We start from the raw sequence: 20,062 nt of genomic DNA, 5'->3' as shown, positions 1-20,062 counted from the left end.
ATGACCACGGCGCTCCTGGCGACGGCGCTCCTCGTAGCCGGTGGCCTGGTCGGGACCACGACCGCCGCGCCCGCGGCACCGGGCCCCGCGGGGCGCCGGGCCCCCGACGACGTCGTCACCAAGACCCTGACCCTCTCCTGGCAGGGCAGCACCCCGAGGTCCCGCCTCGACCAGACCGCCTCCACGCGGGTGCCGGGCATCGGGCAGCTGAAGCTCGTCTGCAAGCCCAACAACACGATGGTCAAGATCGTCCCGGACGACCGGAACCGCGAGACCACCATGTGGCTGGCGAAGTACGAGAAGAAGGGCGGACGCCCCGTCGTCGCGGTCAAGAACGTGCGGGTCTACCGCTTCGACACCGCCCTCGACGAGGGCACCGGCGGCACCGGCCGCGCGGCCCACGAGGGCCTCAACCAGGAGACCCCGGTCGAGACGTTCTCCAGCGGGTACGCCGAGGGCGTCATCAGCACCCGCACCGGACGGCACCTCCCGGGCGGGGCGATGCCGGCCGTCCCTGCGACCGCGCTCAAGCTCAGCTGGTGGTGGGAGAACTTCCGCGAGCCGCAGGAGTACCGCACCTGCCGGATGGACGCCACCCTCAGCACCGATCCCTCCCAGGCGGCCCTGCTCACCTGGCACGGCGACCAGGACGCGGGCAGCGTCGACGGGAGCAGCGACCGCACCGTCGTGACCGCCGACCTCGCCCCCCTCGGCACCCTCGAGCTGCGCTGCGAGCCCGGACGCCGTGGCGTCCGCTGGGTCTCGCTGCTCACCGACGACCCGGCCGCCACCGTCCTCGCCCGCACCATCTCCGGCGAGGGCGAGGTCCGCGACCACGTCGAGGAGGACTCCCTCGACGCCGGCGGCGGGCGCGTCGGCCCGCTCGACCTCCCCGAGAACGGGATGATGGAGCTGGGCTGGACCGCCCACGGCCGCACGAGCAGCATGTTCCTGTCGTCGTACTGGATCACCAACGACGAGACCTCCCCCGCCCTCAACCTCTGCGAGGTCGCCGCCGCCCCCTTCTGAGGGCACGCCGACCTGACGGACCGACCGGGCCCCACGACATCGGCGGGCGGTGCCGTGGCCGGCCTCGGGTGGGCGGGGCGACGGTCGACCGAGGCGCCCCGGAGGAGCGTGGATGGGCCTGGCCCCCTTCTCGTGAGGGACGAACGAGAAGGGTGGTTTGCGACGAAGGGGCGCCTCGGTCGACGGTCGCCCCGACCGCCCGTCCGCCGGTTACGGCACCGCCCGCCCCACCCACCAGCGCCCCCACACACCAGCCTCAGACCTGCGGACCCCAGGTGGGGCGGATCGCGGAGCGGGGCAGCAGGTCGAGCGGCTCGGCCGCCGTGCGGGTCGGGGCGGTCCCGCCGAGGTGCGCGGGGTGCCACCGGGCCTGCTCACCGGGGCGCGGTCGCTGGTGCGGCAGCGACTGCAGCCCTTCCAGCAGCACCGTCATCCGGTGGCCCAGGTGGCGGGTGACCTCCACGAGGTCGGCGTCGGGTCCGACCGAGAACGCCGGGCCGAACGCCACGTCCACCCGCACCCCGCGCCGCAGGGAGAGCTGCGCCCGCTCCTCGAGGTGGCGCCGCAGCGGCCACAGCCGCTGCTGTCCCCACACCGCGACCGGGACGACCGGGACCCCGGTCTCGCGCGCGAGCGCCGCGACCCCGGGCATGAGCGCGCGGATCGTGTAGCTGTGGGAGACGCCCGCCTCGGGGAACGCACAGACCGGCTCGCCCTCACGCAGCAGCCGCCGCGCCGAGAGGTACGCCGCTGCCGGGGCCTCGCGGTCGACCGGCACGTGCCGCATCGACCGCATGGCCCGCCCGACGACGGGGACGTCCCACATGTCGTGGCGGCACAGGAAGCGGATCCGTCGCCCCCGCGAGAGACCCGCCTCCCCGACGAAGGCGAAGTCCGGGAAGGAGGCGTGGTTGCTCGCGAGCAGCACCGGTCCGTCGGTGGGCAGGTGCTCGGTGCCGTGCCAGGCCCGCTCGACGTCCAGGCCGCGCAGCAGCCCCTTGCCGAGGAGGATCGTGCCGGCGTACCACGGCTCGCGTGCCACCGCGTTGGCCATCGTCCGGCTGAGCGTCCGGCTCAGCTGAACGGCGGGCGGGCGTCGACCGCCAACGAGCGCCGCCCGGCCCAGCGCCAGACCCGGGCCGCGGTGTCACGGTCCTCGTCGGTGACCAGGTTGCCCATCCACCGCAGCGCGAGGGTCATGAGCAGGTCAGAGCGCATCCCGGCGGGACCGAACCGGGGCAGGACCCACGGCACGGTGACGAGCCCCGCGAGGCGGCGGGCGATGGAGAAGGCCTCGCCGTAGTGCTCACGCAGCAGCTCCGGCCAGCGGGTGCTGAGGCCGGCGGCCCCGGGCCCGAGCTCGACCAGCAGGTCGGCGACCATCCGGCCGGTCTCGAGACCGTAGTCGATGCCCTCGCCGTTGAGCGGGTTCACGCACCCGGCGGCGTCCCCGATGAGCGCCCAGTTGGCCCCGGCGACACCGCTGACGGCGCCGCCCATCGGCAGCAGCGCCGAGGTCGGCATCCGCAGCTCGCCGGAGAGCCCGAAGTCCTCCTTGCGCTGGTCGGCGTAGAACTGCATGAGGGGCTTGATCGCGATGTCCGCCGGGCGCTTGGCGGTGGCCAGCGTGCCGACGCCGACGTTCACCTCGCCGGTGCCGAGCGGAAAGATCCAGCCGTAGCCGGACAGGACGGCACCCTTCTCGTCCCGCAGCTCCAGGTGCGAGCTGATCCACGGGTCGTCGGTCATCGTCGAGGTGACGTAGGAGCGACCTGCGACGCCGTAGACGGTGTCGCGGTGCCACTCGCGGCCGAGCACCTTGCCCAGCGGCGAGCGCACGCCGTCGGCGACGACCAGGCGTCGGCAGGCGATCTCGAAGCGCTGCGTCGTGGCGCGGGCGCCGTCGACCCGCGGGCCGCGCCGCTCGAAGACCACGGCGGCGACGCGGGCGCCGTCCCAGCGCACGTCGACGGCGCGGGCGTCCTCCACCCCGATCGCCCCGGACTTCAGCGCGGTGGTGCGCAGGTGGTCGTCGAGCTCGGTGCGGGCGACCGCGCTCCCCCACGTGGGGAGGTTGCCGCCGGGCCACGGCAGGTGCAGCACCTGGCCGAAGCCGTGGGCACGCAGGCCCTGGTTGACCTTGTGGGCGCGCAGCCAGTCCTCCAGCCCCAGCCGGGAGAGCTCGTGGACGGCCCGGGGCGTGAGCCCGTCACCGCACGTCTTGTCCCGGGGGTACGTCGCCGCGTCGGCCAGCACCACCTCGACCCCCGCGCGCGCCAGCCAGGCCGCGGCGGCCGAGCCCGCGGGGCCGGCGCCGACGACCAGGACGTCGGTCTCGGTCGGGAGGGTGGGGGTCGTGCTGCTCACGGGTCAGATTCTCCCAGATGGTCGGTAGCGGGCCTGAGCCGCCGGCGGCGGTCGGGCGACCGTTCTCGGACAGCGACTGGATCTCGACACACGACACGACCCCGCCGGCGCGAGCGCCGGCGGGGTCGTGTCTCGCTCGATCTGGTTCCGGGTTACCAGAGCCAGCGCTTCGCGCTAGCTCTGGTAGGAACCAAAGTCGAAGTCGTCGAGGGCGACGGCCTGGCCGCCGCTCCCGCCGAACTCGTAGTCGTAGGAGTCGTAACCGGTGACGGAGTACGCCGCCGCGCGGGCCTCCTCGGTGGGCTCCACCCGGATGTTGCGGTACCGCTCGAGGCCGGTGCCCGCCGGGATCAGCTTGCCGATGATCACGTTCTCCTTCAGGCCACGCAGCGAGTCGCTGCGCCCGTTGATGGCCGCGTCGGTGAGCACCCGGGTGGTCTCCTGGAAGGAGGCCGCCGAGAGCCACGACTCGGTCGCCAGCGAGGCCTTGGTGATGCCCATGAGCTCGGGACGACCCGCCGCGGGCTTGCCGCCCTCGGAGACGACCCGACGGTTCTCCTCCTCGAACCGCACGCGGTCCACGAGGTCGGAGGGCAGCAGGTTGGTCTCGCCCGACTCCAGCACCGTGACCCGACGCAGCATCTGCCGCACGATGATCTCGATGTGCTTGTTGTGGATCGACACGCCCTGCGAGCGGTAGACCGCCTGGATCTCGTGCACCAGGTGCTCCTGTGCCTTGCGCACACCGAGGATGCGCAGCACCTCCTTGGGGTCGGGGGTACCGCTGGTCAGCTGCTTGCCGACCTCGATGTGCTCGCCGTCGGCGACCGCCAGGCGGGTACGCCGGCTGACGGCGTACTCGATGACGTCGGAGCCGTCGTCGGGGGTGACCAGGACCTTGCGGGCCTTGTCGGTCTCCTCGATCTGCACGCGACCGGCGACCTCCGAGATCGGCGAGACGCCCTTGGGCGTCCGCGCCTCGAAGACCTCGACCACGCGGGGCAGACCCTGGGTGATGTCGTCGGCCGAGGCCACACCACCGGTGTGGAAGGTACGCATCGTCAGCTGCGTGCCGGGCTCACCGATCGACTGGGCGGCGATGATGCCGACCGCCTCACCGATGTCGACGAGCTTGCCGGTGGCCAGCGAGCGGCCGTAGCACTTGGCGCAGGTGCCGGTGCGGGCCTCGCAGGTCAGCACGGAGCGGATCTTGACCGAGTCGACCCCGGCCGCGATCAGCTCACCGATCTTGACGTCGCCCAGGTCCTCGCCGGCAGCGGCGAGCACCTCCCCGGTCTCGGGGTGGGCGATGTCCACGGCCGCCGTGGTGGCGTAGACCGAGGTCTCGACGTCGTCGGCCGCCACGAGCGTGCCCGACTCGGTGCGCGTGGCGATCGTGCGGGGCAGGCCGCGCTCGGTGCCGCAGTCCTCCTCGCGGATGATGACGTCCTGCGACACGTCGACCAGGCGACGGGTGAGGTAGCCCGAGTCGGCGGTGCGCAGCGCGGTGTCGGCCAGACCCTTGCGAGCACCGTGGGTGGAGATGAAGTACTCCAGGACCGAGAGGCCCTCACGGAAGTTCGCCTTGATCGGGCGCGGGATGATCTCGCCCTTCGGGTTGGCCACGAGGCCACGCATGGCGCCGACCTGGCGGATCTGGTTCATGTTCCCGGACGCACCCGAGTGGACCATCATGTAGATCGGGTTGGTCGGGTCGAAGGCCTTCTCCATCGCGTCACCGACGCGGCGGCTGGCCTCGGTCCAGATCTCCACGAGCTCCTGGCGACGCTCGTCGTCGGTCATCAGACCGCGCTCGAAGTCCTTCTGGACCTTCGCGGCCTGCTTCTCGTAGGACTCGAGGATCTGCAGCTTGTCCGCCGGGGTGGTCACGTCGTCGATGGAGACGGTGACGCCCGAGAAGGTCGCCCACCGGAAGCCGGCGTCCTTCAGCGCGTCCAGGGACGCAGCGACCACGACCTTGGTGTAGCGCTCGGCGAGGTCGTTGACGATCTGGCCCAGGCGCTTCTTGCCCACCTCGCCGTTCTCGAACGGGTAGTCGGCCGGCAGCGTGTCGTTGAACAGGATCCGGCCCAGGGTGGTGTCGAGGGTGATGACCCGCGACTCCTCCCAGTCCGCACCGAGCTCGAGGTCCAGCGGCGGGACGATGTCGTCGAGACGGACCTTGACCCGGCTCTGCAGCGAGATCTCGCCGCGGTCGAAGGCCATGATGGCCTCGGCCGGGGACGAGAAGACGCGACCCTCGCCGGGCTCGCCCTCGCGGTCGGAGGTCAGCCAGAACAGGCCGATGATCATGTCCTGCGAGGGCATGGTCACCGGACGGCCGTCCGAGGGCTTGAGGATGTTGTTGGTCGACAGCATCAGCACGCGGGCCTCGGCCTGGGCCTCGGCGGACAGCGGCAGGTGCACGGCCATCTGGTCACCGTCGAAGTCGGCGTTGAACGCGCCGCAGACGAGCGGGTGGATCTGGATGGCCTTGCCCTCGATCAGCTGCGGCTCGAAGGCCTGGATGCCGAGGCGGTGCAGCGTGGGCGCACGGTTCAGCAGCACCGGGTGCTCGGTGATGACCTCCTCGAGCACGTCCCACACGACCGGGCGCGCGCGCTCGACCATCCGCTTGGCGGACTTGATGTTCTGCGCGTGCGAGAGGTCGACCAGGCGCTTCATCACGAAGGGCTTGAACAGCTCCAGCGCCATCTGCTTGGGCAGACCGCACTGGTGCAGCTTCAGCTGCGGACCCGACACGATGACCGAGCGGCCGGAGTAGTCCACGCGCTTGCCGAGCAGGTTCTGGCGGAAGCGACCCTGCTTGCCCTTGAGCATGTCCGAGAGCGACTTCAGCGGCCGGTTGCCCGGGCCGGTGACGGGGCGACCGCGGCGACCGTTGTCGAACAGCGAGTCGACGGCCTCCTGGAGCATCCGCTTCTCGTTGTTGACGATGATCTCGGGCGCACCGAGGTCGAGCAGCCGCTTGAGGCGGTTGTTGCGGTTGATGACGCGGCGGTACAGGTCGTTGAGGTCGGAGGTCGCGAAGCGGCCACCGTCGAGCTGCACCATCGGACGCAGGTCCGGCGGGATGACCGGGACGGCGTCGAGCACCATGCCCTGCGGCTTGTTGCCGGTCTTGCGGAAGGCGTCGACGACCTTGAGGCGCTTGAGCGCACGGACCTTCTTCTGGCCCTTGCCGGTCGCGATGGTCTCGCGCAGGTTCTCGACCTCGGCGGCGATGTCGAAGGACTCCAGGCGCTTCTGGATCGCCGTGGCGCCCATGTGGCCCTCGAAGTACTTGCCGAACCAGTTCTTCATCTCCCGGTACAGCATCTCGTCGCCCATGAGGTCCTGGACCTTGAGGCTCTTGAAGGTGTCCCACACCTCCTCGAGACGGTCGATCTCGCGCTGCGCACGGTCGCGCAGCTGCTTCATCTCCCGCTCCGCACCGTCCTTGACCTTGCGGCGCTGGTCGGCCTTGGCACCCTCGGCCTCGAGGGCCGCGAGGTCCTCCTCCAGCTTCTGCTGGCGGTCCGAGAGCGACTGGTCGCGGCGCTTCTCGAGGCGCTCGCGCTCCAGGCCGACCTTGCCCTCGAGCGAGGACAGGTCGCGGTGACGGGCGTCCTCGTCGACCGAGGTGATCATGTACGCCGCGAAGTAGATGACCTTCTCCAGGTCCTTCGGGGCGAGGTCGAGCAGGTAGCCCAGCCGCGACGGCACGCCCTTGAAGTACCAGATGTGGGTCACGGGAGCGGCGAGCTCGATGTGGCCCATCCGCTCGCGACGCACCTTGGAGCGGGTCACCTCGACGCCGCAGCGCTCGCAGATGATGCCCTTGAAGCGCACGCGCTTGTACTTGCCGCAGTAGCACTCCCAGTCCCGGGTGGGACCGAAGATCTTCTCGCAGAAGAGGCCGTCACGCTCGGGCTTGAGCGTGCGGTAGTTGATGGTCTCCGGCTTCTTGACCTCACCGTGGCTCCAGCCGCGGATGTCCTCCGCGGTGGCCAGGCCGATCTGGAGCTGGTCGAAGAAGTTCACGTCGAGCACGATGGCTGCAACCCTTCAGTGGTTCTTGGAAAGTGAAGTAGTGGGGGCGGAGCCGGTACGCCGGCACGCGGTGCGCGCCGGCGTACCGGGACTCACACCTCTTCGACCGAGCTGGGCTCGCGACGGGACAGGTCGATGCCGAGCTCCTCGGCGGCGCGGAAGACGTCCTCCTCCGCGTCACGGAGCTCGATGCTGGTGCCGTCCTGGGAGAGGACCTCCACGTTCAGGCACAGCGACTGCATCTCCTTGACGAGCACCTTGAACGACTCGGGGATGCCGGAGTCGGGGATGTTCTCGCCCTTCACGATCGCCTCGTAGACCTTGACGCGTCCGGGGACGTCGTCGGACTTGATCGTCAACAGCTCCTGCAGGGCGTAGGCGGCGCCGTACGCCTCCATGGCCCAGACCTCCATCTCGCCGAACCGCTGGCCGCCGAACTGGGCCTTACCGCCCAGGGGCTGCTGCGTGATCATCGAGTAAGGGCCGGTGCTGCGCGCGTGGATCTTGTCGTCCACGAGGTGGTGCAGCTTCAGGATGTACATGTAGCCGACCGACACCGGGTCCGGGAACGGCTCGCCGGAGCGACCGTCGAAGAGCCGCGCCTTGCCGGTCTCGTCGATCATCCGCTCGCCGTCGCGGTTGGGGTAGGTCGCACCGAGCAGGCCGGTGATCTCGTCCTCGCGGGCGCCGTCGAAGACCGGGGTCGCGACCTTGGTGCCCGGGGCGGACTTGTCGGCGTGGATCGACATCAGCCGCTCCGCCCACTCGCCCTTGTCGCCCTGGTGCAGGTCGAGGTCCCAGCCCTGCTTGGCCAGCCAGCCGAGGTGCAGCTCGAGGATCTGCCCGATGTTCATGCGTCGCGGCACGCCCAGCGGGTTGAGGATCACGTCGACCGGGGTGCCGTCCTGCATGAACGGCATGTCCTCGACGGGCAGGATCTTGGCGATGACGCCCTTGTTGCCGTGGCGGCCGGCCAGCTTGTCGCCGACCGAGATCTTCCGCTTCTGGGCGACGTAGACGCGCACCAGCTGGTTGACGCCCGGGGGCAGCTCGTCGCCGTCCTCGCGGTCGAAGACCCGGACGCCGATGACGGTGCCGGACTCGCCGTGGGGGACCTTCATCGAGGTGTCGCGCACCTCGCGCGCCTTCTCGCCGAAGATCGCGCGCAGGAGGCGCTCCTCGGGGGTCAGCTCGGTCTCGCCCTTGGGGGTCACCTTGCCGACGAGGATGTCACCGGTGGTGACCTCCGCGCCGATCCGGATGATGCCGCGCTCGTCGAGGTCGGCCAGGCCCTCCTCGGAGACGTTGGGGATGTCCCGGGTGATCTCCTCGGGGCCGAGCTTGGTGTCGCGGGCGTCGACCTCGTGCTCCTCGATGTGAATCGAGGTGAGCACGTCCTCCTGCACGAGGCGCTGCGACAGGATGATCGCGTCCTCGTAGTTGTGGCCCTGCCACGGCATGAAGGCGACCAGCAGGTTCGTGCCCAGCGCCATCTCGGCGTCGTCGGTGCACGGACCGTCGGCGATCGGCGAGCCGACCTCGACCCGGTCGCCCTCGGCGACCAGCGGACGCTGGTTGATGCAGGTGCCCTGGTTGGAGCGCTTGAACTTGGCCAGGCGGTAGGAGGAGTAGGTGCCGTCGTCGTTCATCGTCTCGATGAGGTCGGCGGACACCTCCTTGACCACACCGGCGGCCTCGGCGACGACCACGTCACCGGCGTCGACCGCGGCGCGGTACTCGATGCCGGTGCCGACCAGCGGGCTGTCGCTGCGGATCAGCGGCACGGCCTGGCGCTGCATGTTGGCGCCCATGAGCGCACGGTTGGCGTCGTCGTGCTCGAGGAAGGGGATCAGGGCCGTCGCGACCGACACCATCTGGCGCGGCGAGACGTCCATGTAGTCGACCTCCTCGGCGAGGAGCTCGGAGACCTCCCCGTCGCGCTGGCGCACCAGCACCCGCTCGTCCACGAAGCGGCCGTCGGCGTCGAGAGCGGCGTTGGCCTGGGCGATGACGACCCGGTCCTCGTCGTCGGCGGTGAGGTAGTCGATCTGGTCGGTGACCCGGCCGTTCTCCACCTTGCGGTAGGGCGTCTCCACGAAGCCGAACGGGTTGATGCGTCCGTAGGAGGCCAGCGAGCCGATCAGACCGATGTTGGGACCCTCAGGGGTCTCGATCGGGCACATGCGGCCGTAGTGCGAGGGGTGGACGTCGCGGACCTCCATGCCGGCGCGGTCGCGGGAGAGACCACCCGGGCCGAGCGCGGAGAGGCGGCGCTTGTGGGTCAGACCGGCGATCGGGTTGGTCTGGTCCATGAACTGGCTCAGCTGCGAGGTGCCGAAGAACTCCTTCAGCGCCGCGACGACGGGCCGGATGTTGATCAGCGACTGCGGCGTGATCGCCTCGACGTCCTGGGTCGTCATCCGCTCGCGGACCACGCGCTCCATGCGGGCCAGACCGGTGCGGAGCTGGTTCTGGATCAGCTCGCCCACGGTGCGCATGCGGCGGTTGCCGAAGTGGTCGATGTCGTCGGCGGAGATGTCGAGGGTGCCCTGGGGCGCCTCGATCTGCTCGCGGCCGTCGTGCAGCGCGACGATGTACTTGATCGCGGCGACGACGTCGTCGACGGTCAGCGTCTGCTGGTCGAAGGCTTCGGTCAGGCCGAGCTTCTTGTTGATCTTGTAGCGACCGACCTTGGCCAGGTCGTAGCGCTTGGGGTTGAAGTAGTAGTTGTTCAGCAGCGTCTGCGCGGCCTCACGCGTCGGGGGCTCGCCCGGGCGCAGCTTGCGGTAGATGTCGAGCAGCGCGTCGTCCTGGCCCTGGGTGTGGTCCTTCTCCAGGGTCAGCATCATCGACTCGAACTCGCCGAACTCCTCGCGGATCTGCTCGTTGGTCCAGCCGAGGGCCTTGAGCAGCACGGTGACGTTCTGCTTGCGCTTGCGGTCGAGACGGACGCCGACCATGTCACGCTTGTCGATCTCGAACTCCAGCCACGCGCCACGGCTCGGGATGAGCTTGGCGGTGTAGATGTCCTTGTCGGAGGTCTTGTCGGCGGTGCGCTCGAAGTAGACGCCCGGGCTGCGGACCAGCTGGGAGACCACGACGCGCTCGGTGCCGTTGATGACGAAGGTGCCCTTGGGCGTCATGAGCGGGAAGTCGCCCATGAAGACCGTCTGGCCCTTGATCTCACCGGTGTCGTTGTTGGTGAACTCGGCGGAGACGTAGAGCGGCGCGGAGTAGGTGAAGTCCTTCTCCTTGCACTCGTCCACGGAGTACTTGGGGTCGTAGAAGACCGGGTTCTCGAACGAGAGCGACATGGTCTCGGAGAAGTCCTCGATCGGGGAGATCTCCTCGAAGATCTCCTGGAGACCGGACTTCTCGGAGACGTCCTCGCCCTCGGCCCGCCGACGCTCGACCTCGGCGGTCCACTTGTCGTTGCCGACGAGCCAGTCGAAGCTGTCGGTCTGCAGGGAGAGGAGCTGGGGAACCTCGAGAGGTTCGGCGATCTTCGCGAACGAGATGCGGCGGGAGCCGGAGGGGTTGAGCGGGGTGGAGGCAGGCGCAGCCAAGAGGGATCCTTCGACGGGTCAACTCATCGATGGCGCACGGCCCCCCACTTCGACAGCCACCGGACAGGCTGAAGAGCATTTGAGGGCAGGCGCAAGGCGCCACGTTACCCGAACGTCGGGCGCGCCACAAGATCGGCGTCCACTCAGATCGACGTCCCGACGAGTGTGCGGCCCGCGGCGCCCGAGGTCAAGCACCTCGCGGCGACGGTGTGGAGGACGCGGCGGGTCGCCGGCCCTCCAGCCTCACTCCTGGATCGGCGAGGTGCGCAGGTCGTCGACCAGCCACTGGCCGTCGACCTCCGCCATGGTCAGCGTGGCCTGGTCCTTGTAGACGACCGGCTCCTGGCTGTCCCGGTTGGTGGTCGGCCGGTCCACGAAGAGCAGGATCTCGACGCGGCCGTCGCCGGTCCGGGTGACGGCGGAGTCGACGACCTGGACCTCGACCACCGTCTGGGTGTTGTCCGCGTTCTCCTGGATCACCTCGAACAGCGGGTCGTACTTCTCCTCCTGGTAGGAGGAAGTCATGTAGGACCGGGCGGCCGCCGCGTCCTCCTCCAGCGTGCGGTAGTCGAAGGACAGCACCGGCACGACCGCGCGGACGGCGGCGTTGCGCGCCTCCTCCGCAGACTGCTCCACCAGCGCACCGCCCTCGTCGCTGACCGGCTCGCCGGCCTGGACCGAGGCGAGGGTCGCGGCGACGACACCGAGGGTCGCCAGGACCGCGGCCAGGATCAACGCCCACGACGGCACCAGCGGGAGGCGCGAGGGGGTCTCGTGGCTCGCTGCGCTCGCACCTCGACCGGCGGAAGGGGTGCTCCCACCTCGACCAGCGTCGGCGGCAGCCGCCGCCTTCTCGCGGCGGCGCAGACGGGGGCGCTGGCGCTCGGCTGCTGCCGGCTCGGGGTCCGCAGGGGTCTCGTGGCTCGCTGCGCTCGCACCTCGACCGATGGTGGGAGCGTCCGCGCCTCGACCGGCGGAGAGTGCGGGACCCGCGCCCGCCAGCTCGGCGTCGTACGCCGCCCGGGACTGCTCGTCGAGCAGCACCTCCGCGGCCTGGTTGAGCGAGCGGAAGCGTCGCTCGGTCGGGTCCAGCTCGGCGATGGCCGCCCGCCACGCGGCGCGGATCTCCGCGGCGTCCGCGGTGGGCTCGACGCCCAGGACGTCGTACCAGCTGGGGCCGGCGCTCACTGCTGCTCCTCCGGGGCCTCGTCGGTCGGCGGGGCGGTGGGGTCGGCGGGCTCACCGGGCGCTGCGGACGGGTCGAGCGAGAGCCCGGCGCCGGTCACGGGCGCGAAGTCGTCGACCAGCCACTCCCCCGCGATCTTGACCAGGGAGATCCGCACGCGGAACGGGGCCGGCTCGGACTCCACCCTCTCGCCGGCCCGGCGGCCGTTGCCGGGATAGCTGTTGGTGAAGACCCCGGCGACCAGCGCGGTGGCGGAGTCGGCATCCATCGTGGAGACGCCCACGCCGTAGACCTCGCACTCCCGACCCAGCTGCGCCTGCGCGACGGTCTGCTCGGCGGTGCCGACCTGCGTCTCGAAGTCGGCACGGAAGGCGGGGGTGATCAGCTCTCCGACGCGCTCGCGGTAGTCCGGCATCGTGCCGTCCTCGGCCAGGTCGTCGGGGCCGTAGGTGTTGACCCGGAGCATGAACTGCGAGGCGACGTCCATGACCCGCTCGCGCTGGGCGGCGATCGCGTCCTCCCCGCTCAGCACGTCACCGACCCGCTCGGGCAGGCTCCCGCTGGCGCTGGAGGTCCGTGTCGCCACCAGGTAACCGGTCCAGGCGAGCGAGCCCACCAGGACCAGGACGAGGACGACGAGCAGCCCGAGGCGGAACCCGTGCGAGGCCGAGGTGGCTCCGGAGGTCCCGCTTCCGGGGGTCCCCTCCTCCTGGGTCACCGACCCGACGCGAGGGGCTGGAGGTACAGCCACTTCCAGGACTCCTTCCCCAGGGTGGACGGAGCCACCGTACCGGGGGAGGACTGGGAGCCGGGGACCCGGTCGCCCCAGGTGAGGCGGCCGCTGTCGGAGTCGTAGGAGGCCACGACGGGAGCGTCGTAGTCGGCCGGGGCGCGGAACCGGTCGTAGACGGTGTGCGCACCGCGGGCGTTGGTGACCGCCGGCGGCTCCTCGCAGCGGGCCTGCTCGTTCATCGGCCGGTTCTCGCCGTTCTGCGGGGGTCGCCTGTCGGTGCCCTCGTAGCCCTCGGTGCAGATCGGCTGGTCGGTGATGATCAGGCCGAAGTGCGCGTCGTAGAGCCCGGTGTCCGGGGACTTGGAGACGACGGTGAAACCGCCCTCGACCACGTAGGGGTAGATCACCAGGATCTGCTCGATCCCGGGCAGGCGACGCGTGACGATCTCGCCGGTGGTGATCAGGTTGTTCACCAGGTCGCCGAGCTCGACCTCGTTGTCCTCGATCAGCCGGCGCAGCGCGACGGCGGCGGTGGAGCCGTTGTCGAGCAGGCGGTTGATCGCCGGGTCGGCGTCGGCCAGCGCACCGGTGAACAGCGACAGGTCACGGGCGAAGGAGCGGATGGAGCTCTCCGACTCGATCTGGCCCGTCAGCACCGTGTTGGCGTCGCGGATGAGCGCCGTGGTGGTGTCGAAGTTGTCGTTGGCAGCGTTGATGAAGCCGTTGCCGGTGTCGATGATCTGCTGCAGGTCCTCGCCGGTGCCCGCGAAGGCCGCGCCCAGCTCGGAGACCGTCGTGCGCAGCGCGTCGAGGTCCACCGAGCCGACGGTGGTGGCGAGGTTGGAGAGCAGGGTCTCCACCTGGATCGGGGTCCGGGTGTCCTCGACGGCGATCTCCGAGCCGTCCTCGAGGTAGGGGGCCTCGTCCGAGGTCGGCTGGAGCTCGACGTACTGCTCGCCGACCGCGGACTTGTTGCCGACCAGCGCCAGGGTCTCGGCGGGGATGTCGTCGAACTCGTTGTCGATCGCGAGGTCGACGTCGACCCCCTCGTCGGTGAGGGTCATGCTCTCGACGGTGCCGATCTTGACGCCGCGGTAGGTGACCTCGCCGCCGGCGAAGATGCCGCCGGAGGCCGCGAAGTGGGCAGTCACGGTGTAGCTGCTGTCGTAGAACAGCCGGTCGAGCTTGGCGTAGCGCGCGCCGACGAAGCTGACGCCGACCAGCGTGATCACCACGAAGACCAGCAGCTGCACCTTGGTGCGACGGGTGATCACGACACCACCATCCCCGGGACCATCAGGCCGACGAGGTCGGCGTCGTAGAGCTCGGTCAGCTGGCCCACCGTGGGCCCGCGCTGGGCACGGCCACCCTCGCCGGGGGCCGGCCGCAGCAGACCGCCGGAGGAGCCCAGCAGCGGCAGCGGCAGCTCGTTGAGGCCACCGATCCCCGGGAGCCCGGGCACCTGGTTGAGCGCCGTGCAGACCGCGACGTCCTCGTTCTTGGGCTTGGCGCACTCCTCACGCAGCTCCAGGACCAGCGCCAGGTCGTCGAGCACCTTCTGGCACGGCTTGGACTCCAGGTCGCCGCTGGCCAGGCACCGGGCGACCAGGTCGAGCACCGCCGTCGGGTCCAGCTCGGTGGGCAGCACCGTCGGGAGCTCCGACGGGACCCCCGTGACACCGCCGGAGAGGTCGACCTCGAGCTGCATGGAGAGGTTGGTGTAGTCACCCATGTGCAGGTTGCGGGCCACCTGCGGGTCGCGGCCGACGACCTCGTCGACGAAGGGGTAGGTCAGCGCCGCGTTGAAGGACTTCACGAAGGCGTCGCCGGAGTTGGCCAGCTCGGTCAGCACCGGCTGCAGCTGGCGGATCGTCTCGATCGTGGTGTCCTTGGACTGCTCGATGACCCGGACGCCCACGTCGCCGAGCTCGTTGAGCGCCTGGAGCATCTGCACGAGGTCCTCGCGCTGGCTGTCCAGGGATCGCAGGGCGCTCGGCAGCTCGTCGAGCGCGTCGTCGATGGTGCCCTGCTGCTGGCGCACCGCGATGGCCAGCTGGTTGAGGCGCTGGATCGCGTCGACGATGTCGTCCTTGTTGTCGTCGAGGGTGCCGACCAGGGTGTCGACCTGCTGGAGCACGGAGCGGGCGGAGTCCTCGCGCCCCTCCAGGGCGTTGTTGAGCTCGGAGGAGATGGTCTTGAGCTGGGCCACGCCGCCGCCGTTGAGCACCAGGGACAGCGCCCCCAGCACCTCCTCGACCTCGGGGTTGCGCCCGGTGCTCTCGATCTCGATGACGTCGCCGTCGCCCAGGCGCTCCTCGGAGCCGCCCGTGGGCGGCTCGTCGAGCTCGACGAACTTCTCACCGAGCAGCGAGGTCTGGCGCAGGCGCGCGACCGCGTCGTCGGGGAGGTCCACGTCGTTGCGCAGCTCCATGGTGACCGTGGCGGTGTAGCCCTCGAGGTCGACGTCGGTCACCTTGCCGACGGTGACGTCGTTGACCTTGACCGTCGACTTGGGGACCAGGTCGAGGACGTCGGCGAACTGGGCGGTGATGGTGATCGGGTCCTCGCCGGTGTCGGGACCACCCGGCAGCGGTAGTGAGTAGACGTCGAACTCGCAGGCCGAGAGGGTGACCGAGGCGAGCACCATGCCCAGCACCAGCCGGGTGCGTCGCAGCGTCGTACGGCGCGTCATCGGGTCACCTCCACGAGACCACCCAGGGTCGGGTCCGAGACCGGCGGGGCGACGAGCGGGGTCGCGCCTCGCAGGGCCCCGGCACGCGGCGCCTGGGACTGGACCAGGTCGCAGAGCGCCCCGGTCGGGTCGATCTGGTTGACCACGGTGCACAGGATGAGCCCCGGGTCGTTGGCGAGCTGGGTCTCGACGTTGCCGATGTTGGCGTTGGTGTCGAGCGTGCCGGCCTGCGGGTTGTAGGTGAGCGCGAGGTTGTTCAGCGCGAGCGGAGCGACCGCGAGGATCTCCTCGACGTTGGCCCGCTGCTTCACCAGCACGCGCGCGACCCGGTTGAGCTTGGTGATGTCGCGACCCAGCACGGCCTCGTTGGTCTCCACGAAGTCCTTGACCTGGCCCAGGGCGGTGCCGAGGTTGTCGAGGGAGGCCACGAGCTCCTCGCGCTCCCCGGCGAGCAGGTCGCTGACCGAGGCCAGCGAGGTGTTGAACTGCCGCACGGTCTCGTCGTTCTCGGCCAGCGTGCTGACGAAGGCCTGGACCTCGGTCAGGGAGGAGAAGAGCTCCTCCTTGTTGTCGTCCAGGGTCGCGCTGAGGTCGCTGAAGTCGGAGATCGTCTGGTTGAAACGGGCTCCCTGGCCGCCGAAGTTCTCCGCGGTGACCTCCAGGAGGTCGGTGAGCGCGCCGTCCCGGTTGGCACCGTTGGGGCCCAGCGCGACGTTGAGGTCGTCGAGGCTGGCGTAGATGTCGTCGAGCTCCAGCGGGGTGGCGGTGCGGTCGACGCCCAGCACCTCCCCGGACTCCAGCACCTCTCCGCCGGTGTAGGCCGGGGTGAGCTGGATGAACCGGTCGCCCACGATGGAGGGCGCGATGATGACGGCCGTGGCGTCGGCCGGCAGCTGCACGTCGGCGTCGTAGCTCATGGTCACCAGGACCTCGGTGCCCGAGGGGGTCACGGTCTCGACGGTGCCGACCGGCACGCCGAGCACCCTCACGTCGGAACCCTCGTAGACCGAGACCGTGCGCGGGAACGCCGCGGTGAGCATCTTGCGCTCCTCGCCGCCGAGCATCGTCACCGCGGCCGCGACCACGAGGGCCAGCAGCACCAGCGGCACGGCCACCTTGCGCAGGACGTCCAGTGCGCCGCTCATCCGATGCCCCCTCCGTCGGTCACGTCCGGCAGCGGGGCCAGCGGGAAGTTCTGGATGTAGGTGTCGAACCACGGCCCGCTGCCCAGGGTGTTGGCGAAGACGCGGTAGAAGGGCGCCATCAGCCGCAGGCTGTCGTCGATGTTGTCCTCGTTCTTGTTCAGGACGTCGAGCACCTCCTCGAGGCTCTCGAGGGCCGGACGCAGGTCGGCCTCGGTGTCCTGCACCAGGGCGGTCAGCTCCCGGGACAGCTGGGTGGTCGAGACGAGCAGCCGGTTGACCGCGTCGCGCCGGGCGACGAGCGCCTGGAAGAGCACGTCGGCGTCGCGCATGAGCTCGATGATGTCCTCGTCGCGGTCGTCGAGGACCGTGGAGACCCGCTCGAGGTTCTGCAGCAGGCTGTTGATCTGGTCGTTCTTGGCCGCGACGTTCGCCGAGAGCGCCGAGACGCCCTCCAGGGCCCCCTGGAACTCCTCGGGGGTGTTGCGGGTCAGGTCGGCCAGGACGGTCAGCGACTGCGCCAGCTGGTCGGTGTCGATGTCACCGGCGGTCTCGGCCAGGCCCTCGAAGGCCTCGACCACGTCGTAGGGGGAGCTGGTGCGCTCGACCGGGATCGTCGCGCCCTCCTCCATCTGACCCGAGCCGGCCGGCTCGACGGCGAGGAACATGTCGCCGAGCAGCGTCTTGACCTTGAGGTCGGCGCGGGACGTCGGACCGAACTGGGAGTCGGTCTTGACCCGGAAGCCGACCCGCACCTGGTCGCCGTCGAGCTCGATGCTCTCCACGGCGCCGACGCGGACGCCCGCGATGCGGACCTCGTCGCCGACCTTGATCCCGCCGGCCTCGGAGAAGTTGGCGTAGTAGGTGTCCCCGCCACCGATCAGCGGCAGGTCCTGGGCCCGGAAGCCGCCGACGAGGAGCAGCGCCAGCACGGCGATGCTGATCGCGCCGATGACGACCGGGTTGCGCTCACGGAAGGGCTTCATCCGAGGTCACACCTCGCTCCACCCACGTTGTAGTCGACCGGGACCGGCGTGCCGCCAGGGAGGCGGACCCGACCCTCGAAGTGGCACAGGTAGAAGTTGAAGTAGGAGCCGTAGATCGCGGTCCGACCCAGCTTCTCCAGCTTGATCGGGAGCACCTGCAGCGCACGGTCCAGCTCACCCTTGTTGCGGTTGATGTTGTCGGCGAAGCGACGCAGCTGCTTGATGTCGTTGGTGAAGGGCTTGCGGATGCCGGTGACCAGCGAGGCGGTCTCCTCCGAGAGCGCCGAGATCTGCTCCAGGGAGTCCAGGATCGGACCACGGTCCTGCTTGAGCCCCTTGACCAGCTGCTTGAAGGTGAGGATCAGGTCGCTGAGCTCCTCGTCGCGGTCGGCGACCCGGTCCAGCACGTCGTCGAGGTTGACGATCAGGTCGGTGATGACCTCGTCGCGGTCCGCGAGCGTCTGGGTGACCGAGGCGGTCGAGGCCAGCAGGCTCTCGAGCGTGCCGCCCTCGCCCTGGAAGACCTGGACGATCTCGAAGGACAGCTGGTTGATGTCGTCGGGCGAGAGCGCCTGGAACAGCGGCTTGAAGCCGTTGAAGAGCACTGTCAGGTCGAGCGCCGGGCTGGTGTTGCGGACGTCGATGACCGCGTTCTCCTCCAGCGGCGTGGTGTCCCCCACCTGCTGGGTCAGCGAGATGTAGCGCTGCCCGACCAGGTTGCGATAGCGGATGGCGGCGTTGGTGGCCAGGGTGACCGGGACGTCGGCATCGACGTCGAAGGTCACCAGCGCCCGCGTGCGGTCGATGATCTCGACGTCGCTGACGCTGCCGACCTTGACCCCGGCCACCCGCACGTCGTCGCCGTCGACCACGCCCGTGGCGTCGACGAACTCGGCCTTGTAGGTCTTGGACTCACCGAAGGTGAGGTTGCCGACCATGATGACCAGGAGGCTGGTGGCCAGCGTCGTGACCACGATGAAGACCAGCAGCCGCGCGAGGTCGGCGGAGGTCTTGGCGTCGAGCAGCTTCATCGCATGCTCACCTCCGCGCCACGCGCCAGGGGCCCGAGCAGGAGCGGACCGAGGTCGGGGACGTCGTCGGTGGTCACGCCCAGGCCGGGGGCCAGCAGCGACTTCAGCAGGTCGGACTCACCGGGCGTGCCGGCGTACCCCTCGCTGCTGCGGAACCACGGCCCGGGGGCCACGCGGCTGGTGCCCTTGCCGGTTGGCTCGTCGACGCCGTCGTCGAAGTTCGGTTGCGCTCGCACGGGGTTGTCCTGGTTCCAGGGCGGGTTGGGCAGGTTCAGGCAGGTGGGGCCGCGGTCCTCGCCGAAGCGCGCCCGGTCGTTGACGTTGTAGGCGCGTGGCTGGTTGGGCAGCGTCTCCAGCACGATGTGCAGGGTGAAGTTGCGGTAGGCCTCGGCCTGCAGCTTGCCGGCGTTGACGATGCCCCTGGTCAGGCAGGAGAACTGCGGGGCGTACTTGGCGAGCATCCGCACCTGCGGCTCGCTGACCTCGCCGAGGCGGATCAGGTTGTCGCCGTTGGTGCGCAGGAAGTCCTCGGTGGTGCGGGAGAAGGCCGAGACGTCGTTGAAGAGCGCGTTGAGCGTGTCCTCGCGGGCCTCGAGCGTGCCCAGGGTCGTGATCTGGTCACGCAGGATCTGCCCGACCTCGGGCAGCACGTCGGCGTAGATGTCGGAGAACTCCGAGGTCAGGCGGAGGTCTTCGACCAGGGCCGGCAGCTGGGGGTTGAAGCGCTTGAGGTAGCTGTCGACGGTCTCGAGGTTCTCGCCGAGCTGGTCGCCGCGGCCCTCCAGGGCTGTGGCCAGGGCGTTGAACGTCATGTTGAGCTCGGCGGGCTGGACAGCGCGCAGCAGGGGAAAGAGGTCGTTGAGGACGGCCTCGACCTCGGTCGCGGTCTTGGTCTGCTCGATGACGTCGCCGGCCTCGATGGACTCGCTGCTCGGCGACTCGGGGATCTCCAGGGAGACGTACTTCTCGCCGAAGAGGGTCTTGGGCACGATCTGGCCGGTCACGTCGGCCGGCACGGTCTCGGTCTCCTCGGGGTAGATACCCAAGGTGACCTCGGCGCCCTCCTCGGTCGGGCGGAAGTCGAGGACCTCCCCGATGATGACGCCTCGGATCTTGACGTCGCCGCGCTCGGGCAGCTGCAGGCCGAGGGTGGAGGTCTTGAGGGTGACCTCGTCGTACTCGGCGAACTGCTTGGTGAACACGGCGTAGGTCAGCCACACGCCGCCGAGGAGCAGCGCGAGGAAGACCACCCCGAGGAGCTTGAACTGCTTCAGCAT

At 70.0% G+C, this 20,062-nt stretch carries 13 protein-coding genes; 1 reads left to right on the top strand and 12 read right to left on the bottom strand.

All coding sequences use genetic code 11. The annotated features are described in order from the left end of the window. Positions 1–1,029, top strand: a complete 1,029-nt coding sequence (locus tag ACYVID_RS15795; protein WP_460738652.1) for a hypothetical protein — start codon at positions 1–3, stop codon at positions 1,027–1,029. Between the two features lie 256 nt (positions 1,030–1,285). Here ACYVID_RS15795 and ACYVID_RS15790 read toward each other — a convergent pair whose 3' ends face one another. The 12 genes from ACYVID_RS15790 to ACYVID_RS15735 all read right to left on the bottom strand — a co-directional run bounded on the left by ACYVID_RS15790 (position 1,286) and on the right by ACYVID_RS15735 (position 20,062). Next, entirely contained in the window at positions 1,286–2,071 is a 786-nt protein-coding gene (locus ACYVID_RS15790; RefSeq protein WP_460738650.1) for a lysophospholipid acyltransferase family protein, read from the bottom strand. Between the two features lie 32 nt (positions 2,072–2,103). Next, complete coding sequence (locus tag ACYVID_RS15785) at positions 2,104–3,396, bottom strand: geranylgeranyl reductase family protein (RefSeq protein WP_460738648.1); 1,293 nt, start codon at positions 3,394–3,396, stop codon at positions 2,104–2,106. Positions 3,397–3,570: 174 nt separating this feature from the next. Next, complete coding sequence (locus ACYVID_RS15780) at positions 3,571–7,449, bottom strand: DNA-directed RNA polymerase subunit beta' (RefSeq protein WP_460738646.1); 3,879 nt, start codon at positions 7,447–7,449, stop codon at positions 3,571–3,573. 92 nt (positions 7,450–7,541) lie between these two features. Further along, entirely contained in the window at positions 7,542–11,015 is a 3,474-nt protein-coding gene (gene rpoB, locus ACYVID_RS15775; RefSeq protein WP_460738644.1) for a DNA-directed RNA polymerase subunit beta, read from the bottom strand. A gap of 243 nt (positions 11,016–11,258) precedes the next feature. Next, positions 11,259–12,203: a DnaJ domain-containing protein gene (locus ACYVID_RS15770; protein WP_460738642.1), complete on the bottom strand. Its 945-nt coding sequence runs from the start codon at positions 12,201–12,203 to the stop codon at positions 11,259–11,261. After that, positions 12,200–12,919, bottom strand: coding sequence for a hypothetical protein (locus ACYVID_RS15765; RefSeq protein ID WP_460738640.1), 720 nt, complete (start codon positions 12,917–12,919; stop codon positions 12,200–12,202). The genes ACYVID_RS15770 and ACYVID_RS15765 overlap by 4 nt, the downstream gene beginning before the upstream one ends. Beyond that, positions 12,916–14,208 (bottom strand): MCE family protein, encoded by a 1,293-nt coding sequence (locus tag ACYVID_RS15760; protein WP_460738638.1) that lies wholly within the window; start codon positions 14,206–14,208, stop codon positions 12,916–12,918. Before ACYVID_RS15760 ends, ACYVID_RS15765 begins: the two co-directional genes overlap by 4 nt. Further along, positions 14,205–15,626 (bottom strand): MCE family protein, encoded by a 1,422-nt coding sequence (locus tag ACYVID_RS15755; protein WP_460738636.1) that lies wholly within the window; start codon positions 15,624–15,626, stop codon positions 14,205–14,207. Before ACYVID_RS15755 ends, ACYVID_RS15760 begins: the two co-directional genes overlap by 4 nt. Beyond that, positions 15,623–16,771: an MCE family protein gene (locus tag ACYVID_RS15750; RefSeq protein WP_460738634.1), complete on the bottom strand. Its 1,149-nt coding sequence runs from the start codon at positions 16,769–16,771 to the stop codon at positions 15,623–15,625. Before ACYVID_RS15750 ends, ACYVID_RS15755 begins: the two co-directional genes overlap by 4 nt. Next, positions 16,768–17,754, bottom strand: coding sequence for an MCE family protein (locus tag ACYVID_RS15745; protein ID WP_460738632.1), 987 nt, complete (start codon positions 17,752–17,754; stop codon positions 16,768–16,770). The genes ACYVID_RS15750 and ACYVID_RS15745 overlap by 4 nt, the downstream gene beginning before the upstream one ends. Continuing rightward, entirely contained in the window at positions 17,751–18,785 is a 1,035-nt protein-coding gene (locus tag ACYVID_RS15740) for an MCE family protein (RefSeq protein ID WP_460738630.1), read from the bottom strand. The genes ACYVID_RS15745 and ACYVID_RS15740 overlap by 4 nt, the downstream gene beginning before the upstream one ends. Beyond that, complete coding sequence (locus ACYVID_RS15735; protein ID WP_460738628.1) at positions 18,782–20,062, bottom strand: MCE family protein; 1,281 nt, start codon at positions 20,060–20,062, stop codon at positions 18,782–18,784. Before ACYVID_RS15735 ends, ACYVID_RS15740 begins: the two co-directional genes overlap by 4 nt.

Source organism: Nocardioides ginkgobilobae, assembly GCF_054781275.1.
This window is presented reverse-complemented; position numbering and strand designations above follow the sequence as displayed.

Bases quoted from the DNA above. Each gene is read 5' to 3' on its own strand.
- ACYVID_RS15750 (WP_460738634.1), bottom strand. From the start codon at position 16,771: ATGAGCGGCGCACTGGACGTCCTGCGCAAGGTGGCCGTGCCGCTGGTG.
- ACYVID_RS15735 (WP_460738628.1), bottom strand. From the start codon at position 20,062: ATGCTGAAGCAGTTCAAGCTCCTCGGGGTGGTCTTCCTCGCGCTGCTC.
- ACYVID_RS15755 (WP_460738636.1), bottom strand. From the start codon at position 15,626: ATGACGCGCCGTACGACGCTGCGACGCACCCGGCTGGTGCTGGGCATG.
- ACYVID_RS15745 (WP_460738632.1), bottom strand. From the start codon at position 17,754: ATGAAGCCCTTCCGTGAGCGCAACCCGGTCGTCATCGGCGCGATCAGC.
- ACYVID_RS15795 (WP_460738652.1), top strand. From the start codon at position 1: ATGACCACGGCGCTCCTGGCGACGGCGCTCCTCGTAGCCGGTGGCCTG.
- ACYVID_RS15740 (WP_460738630.1), bottom strand. From the start codon at position 18,785: ATGAAGCTGCTCGACGCCAAGACCTCCGCCGACCTCGCGCGGCTGCTG.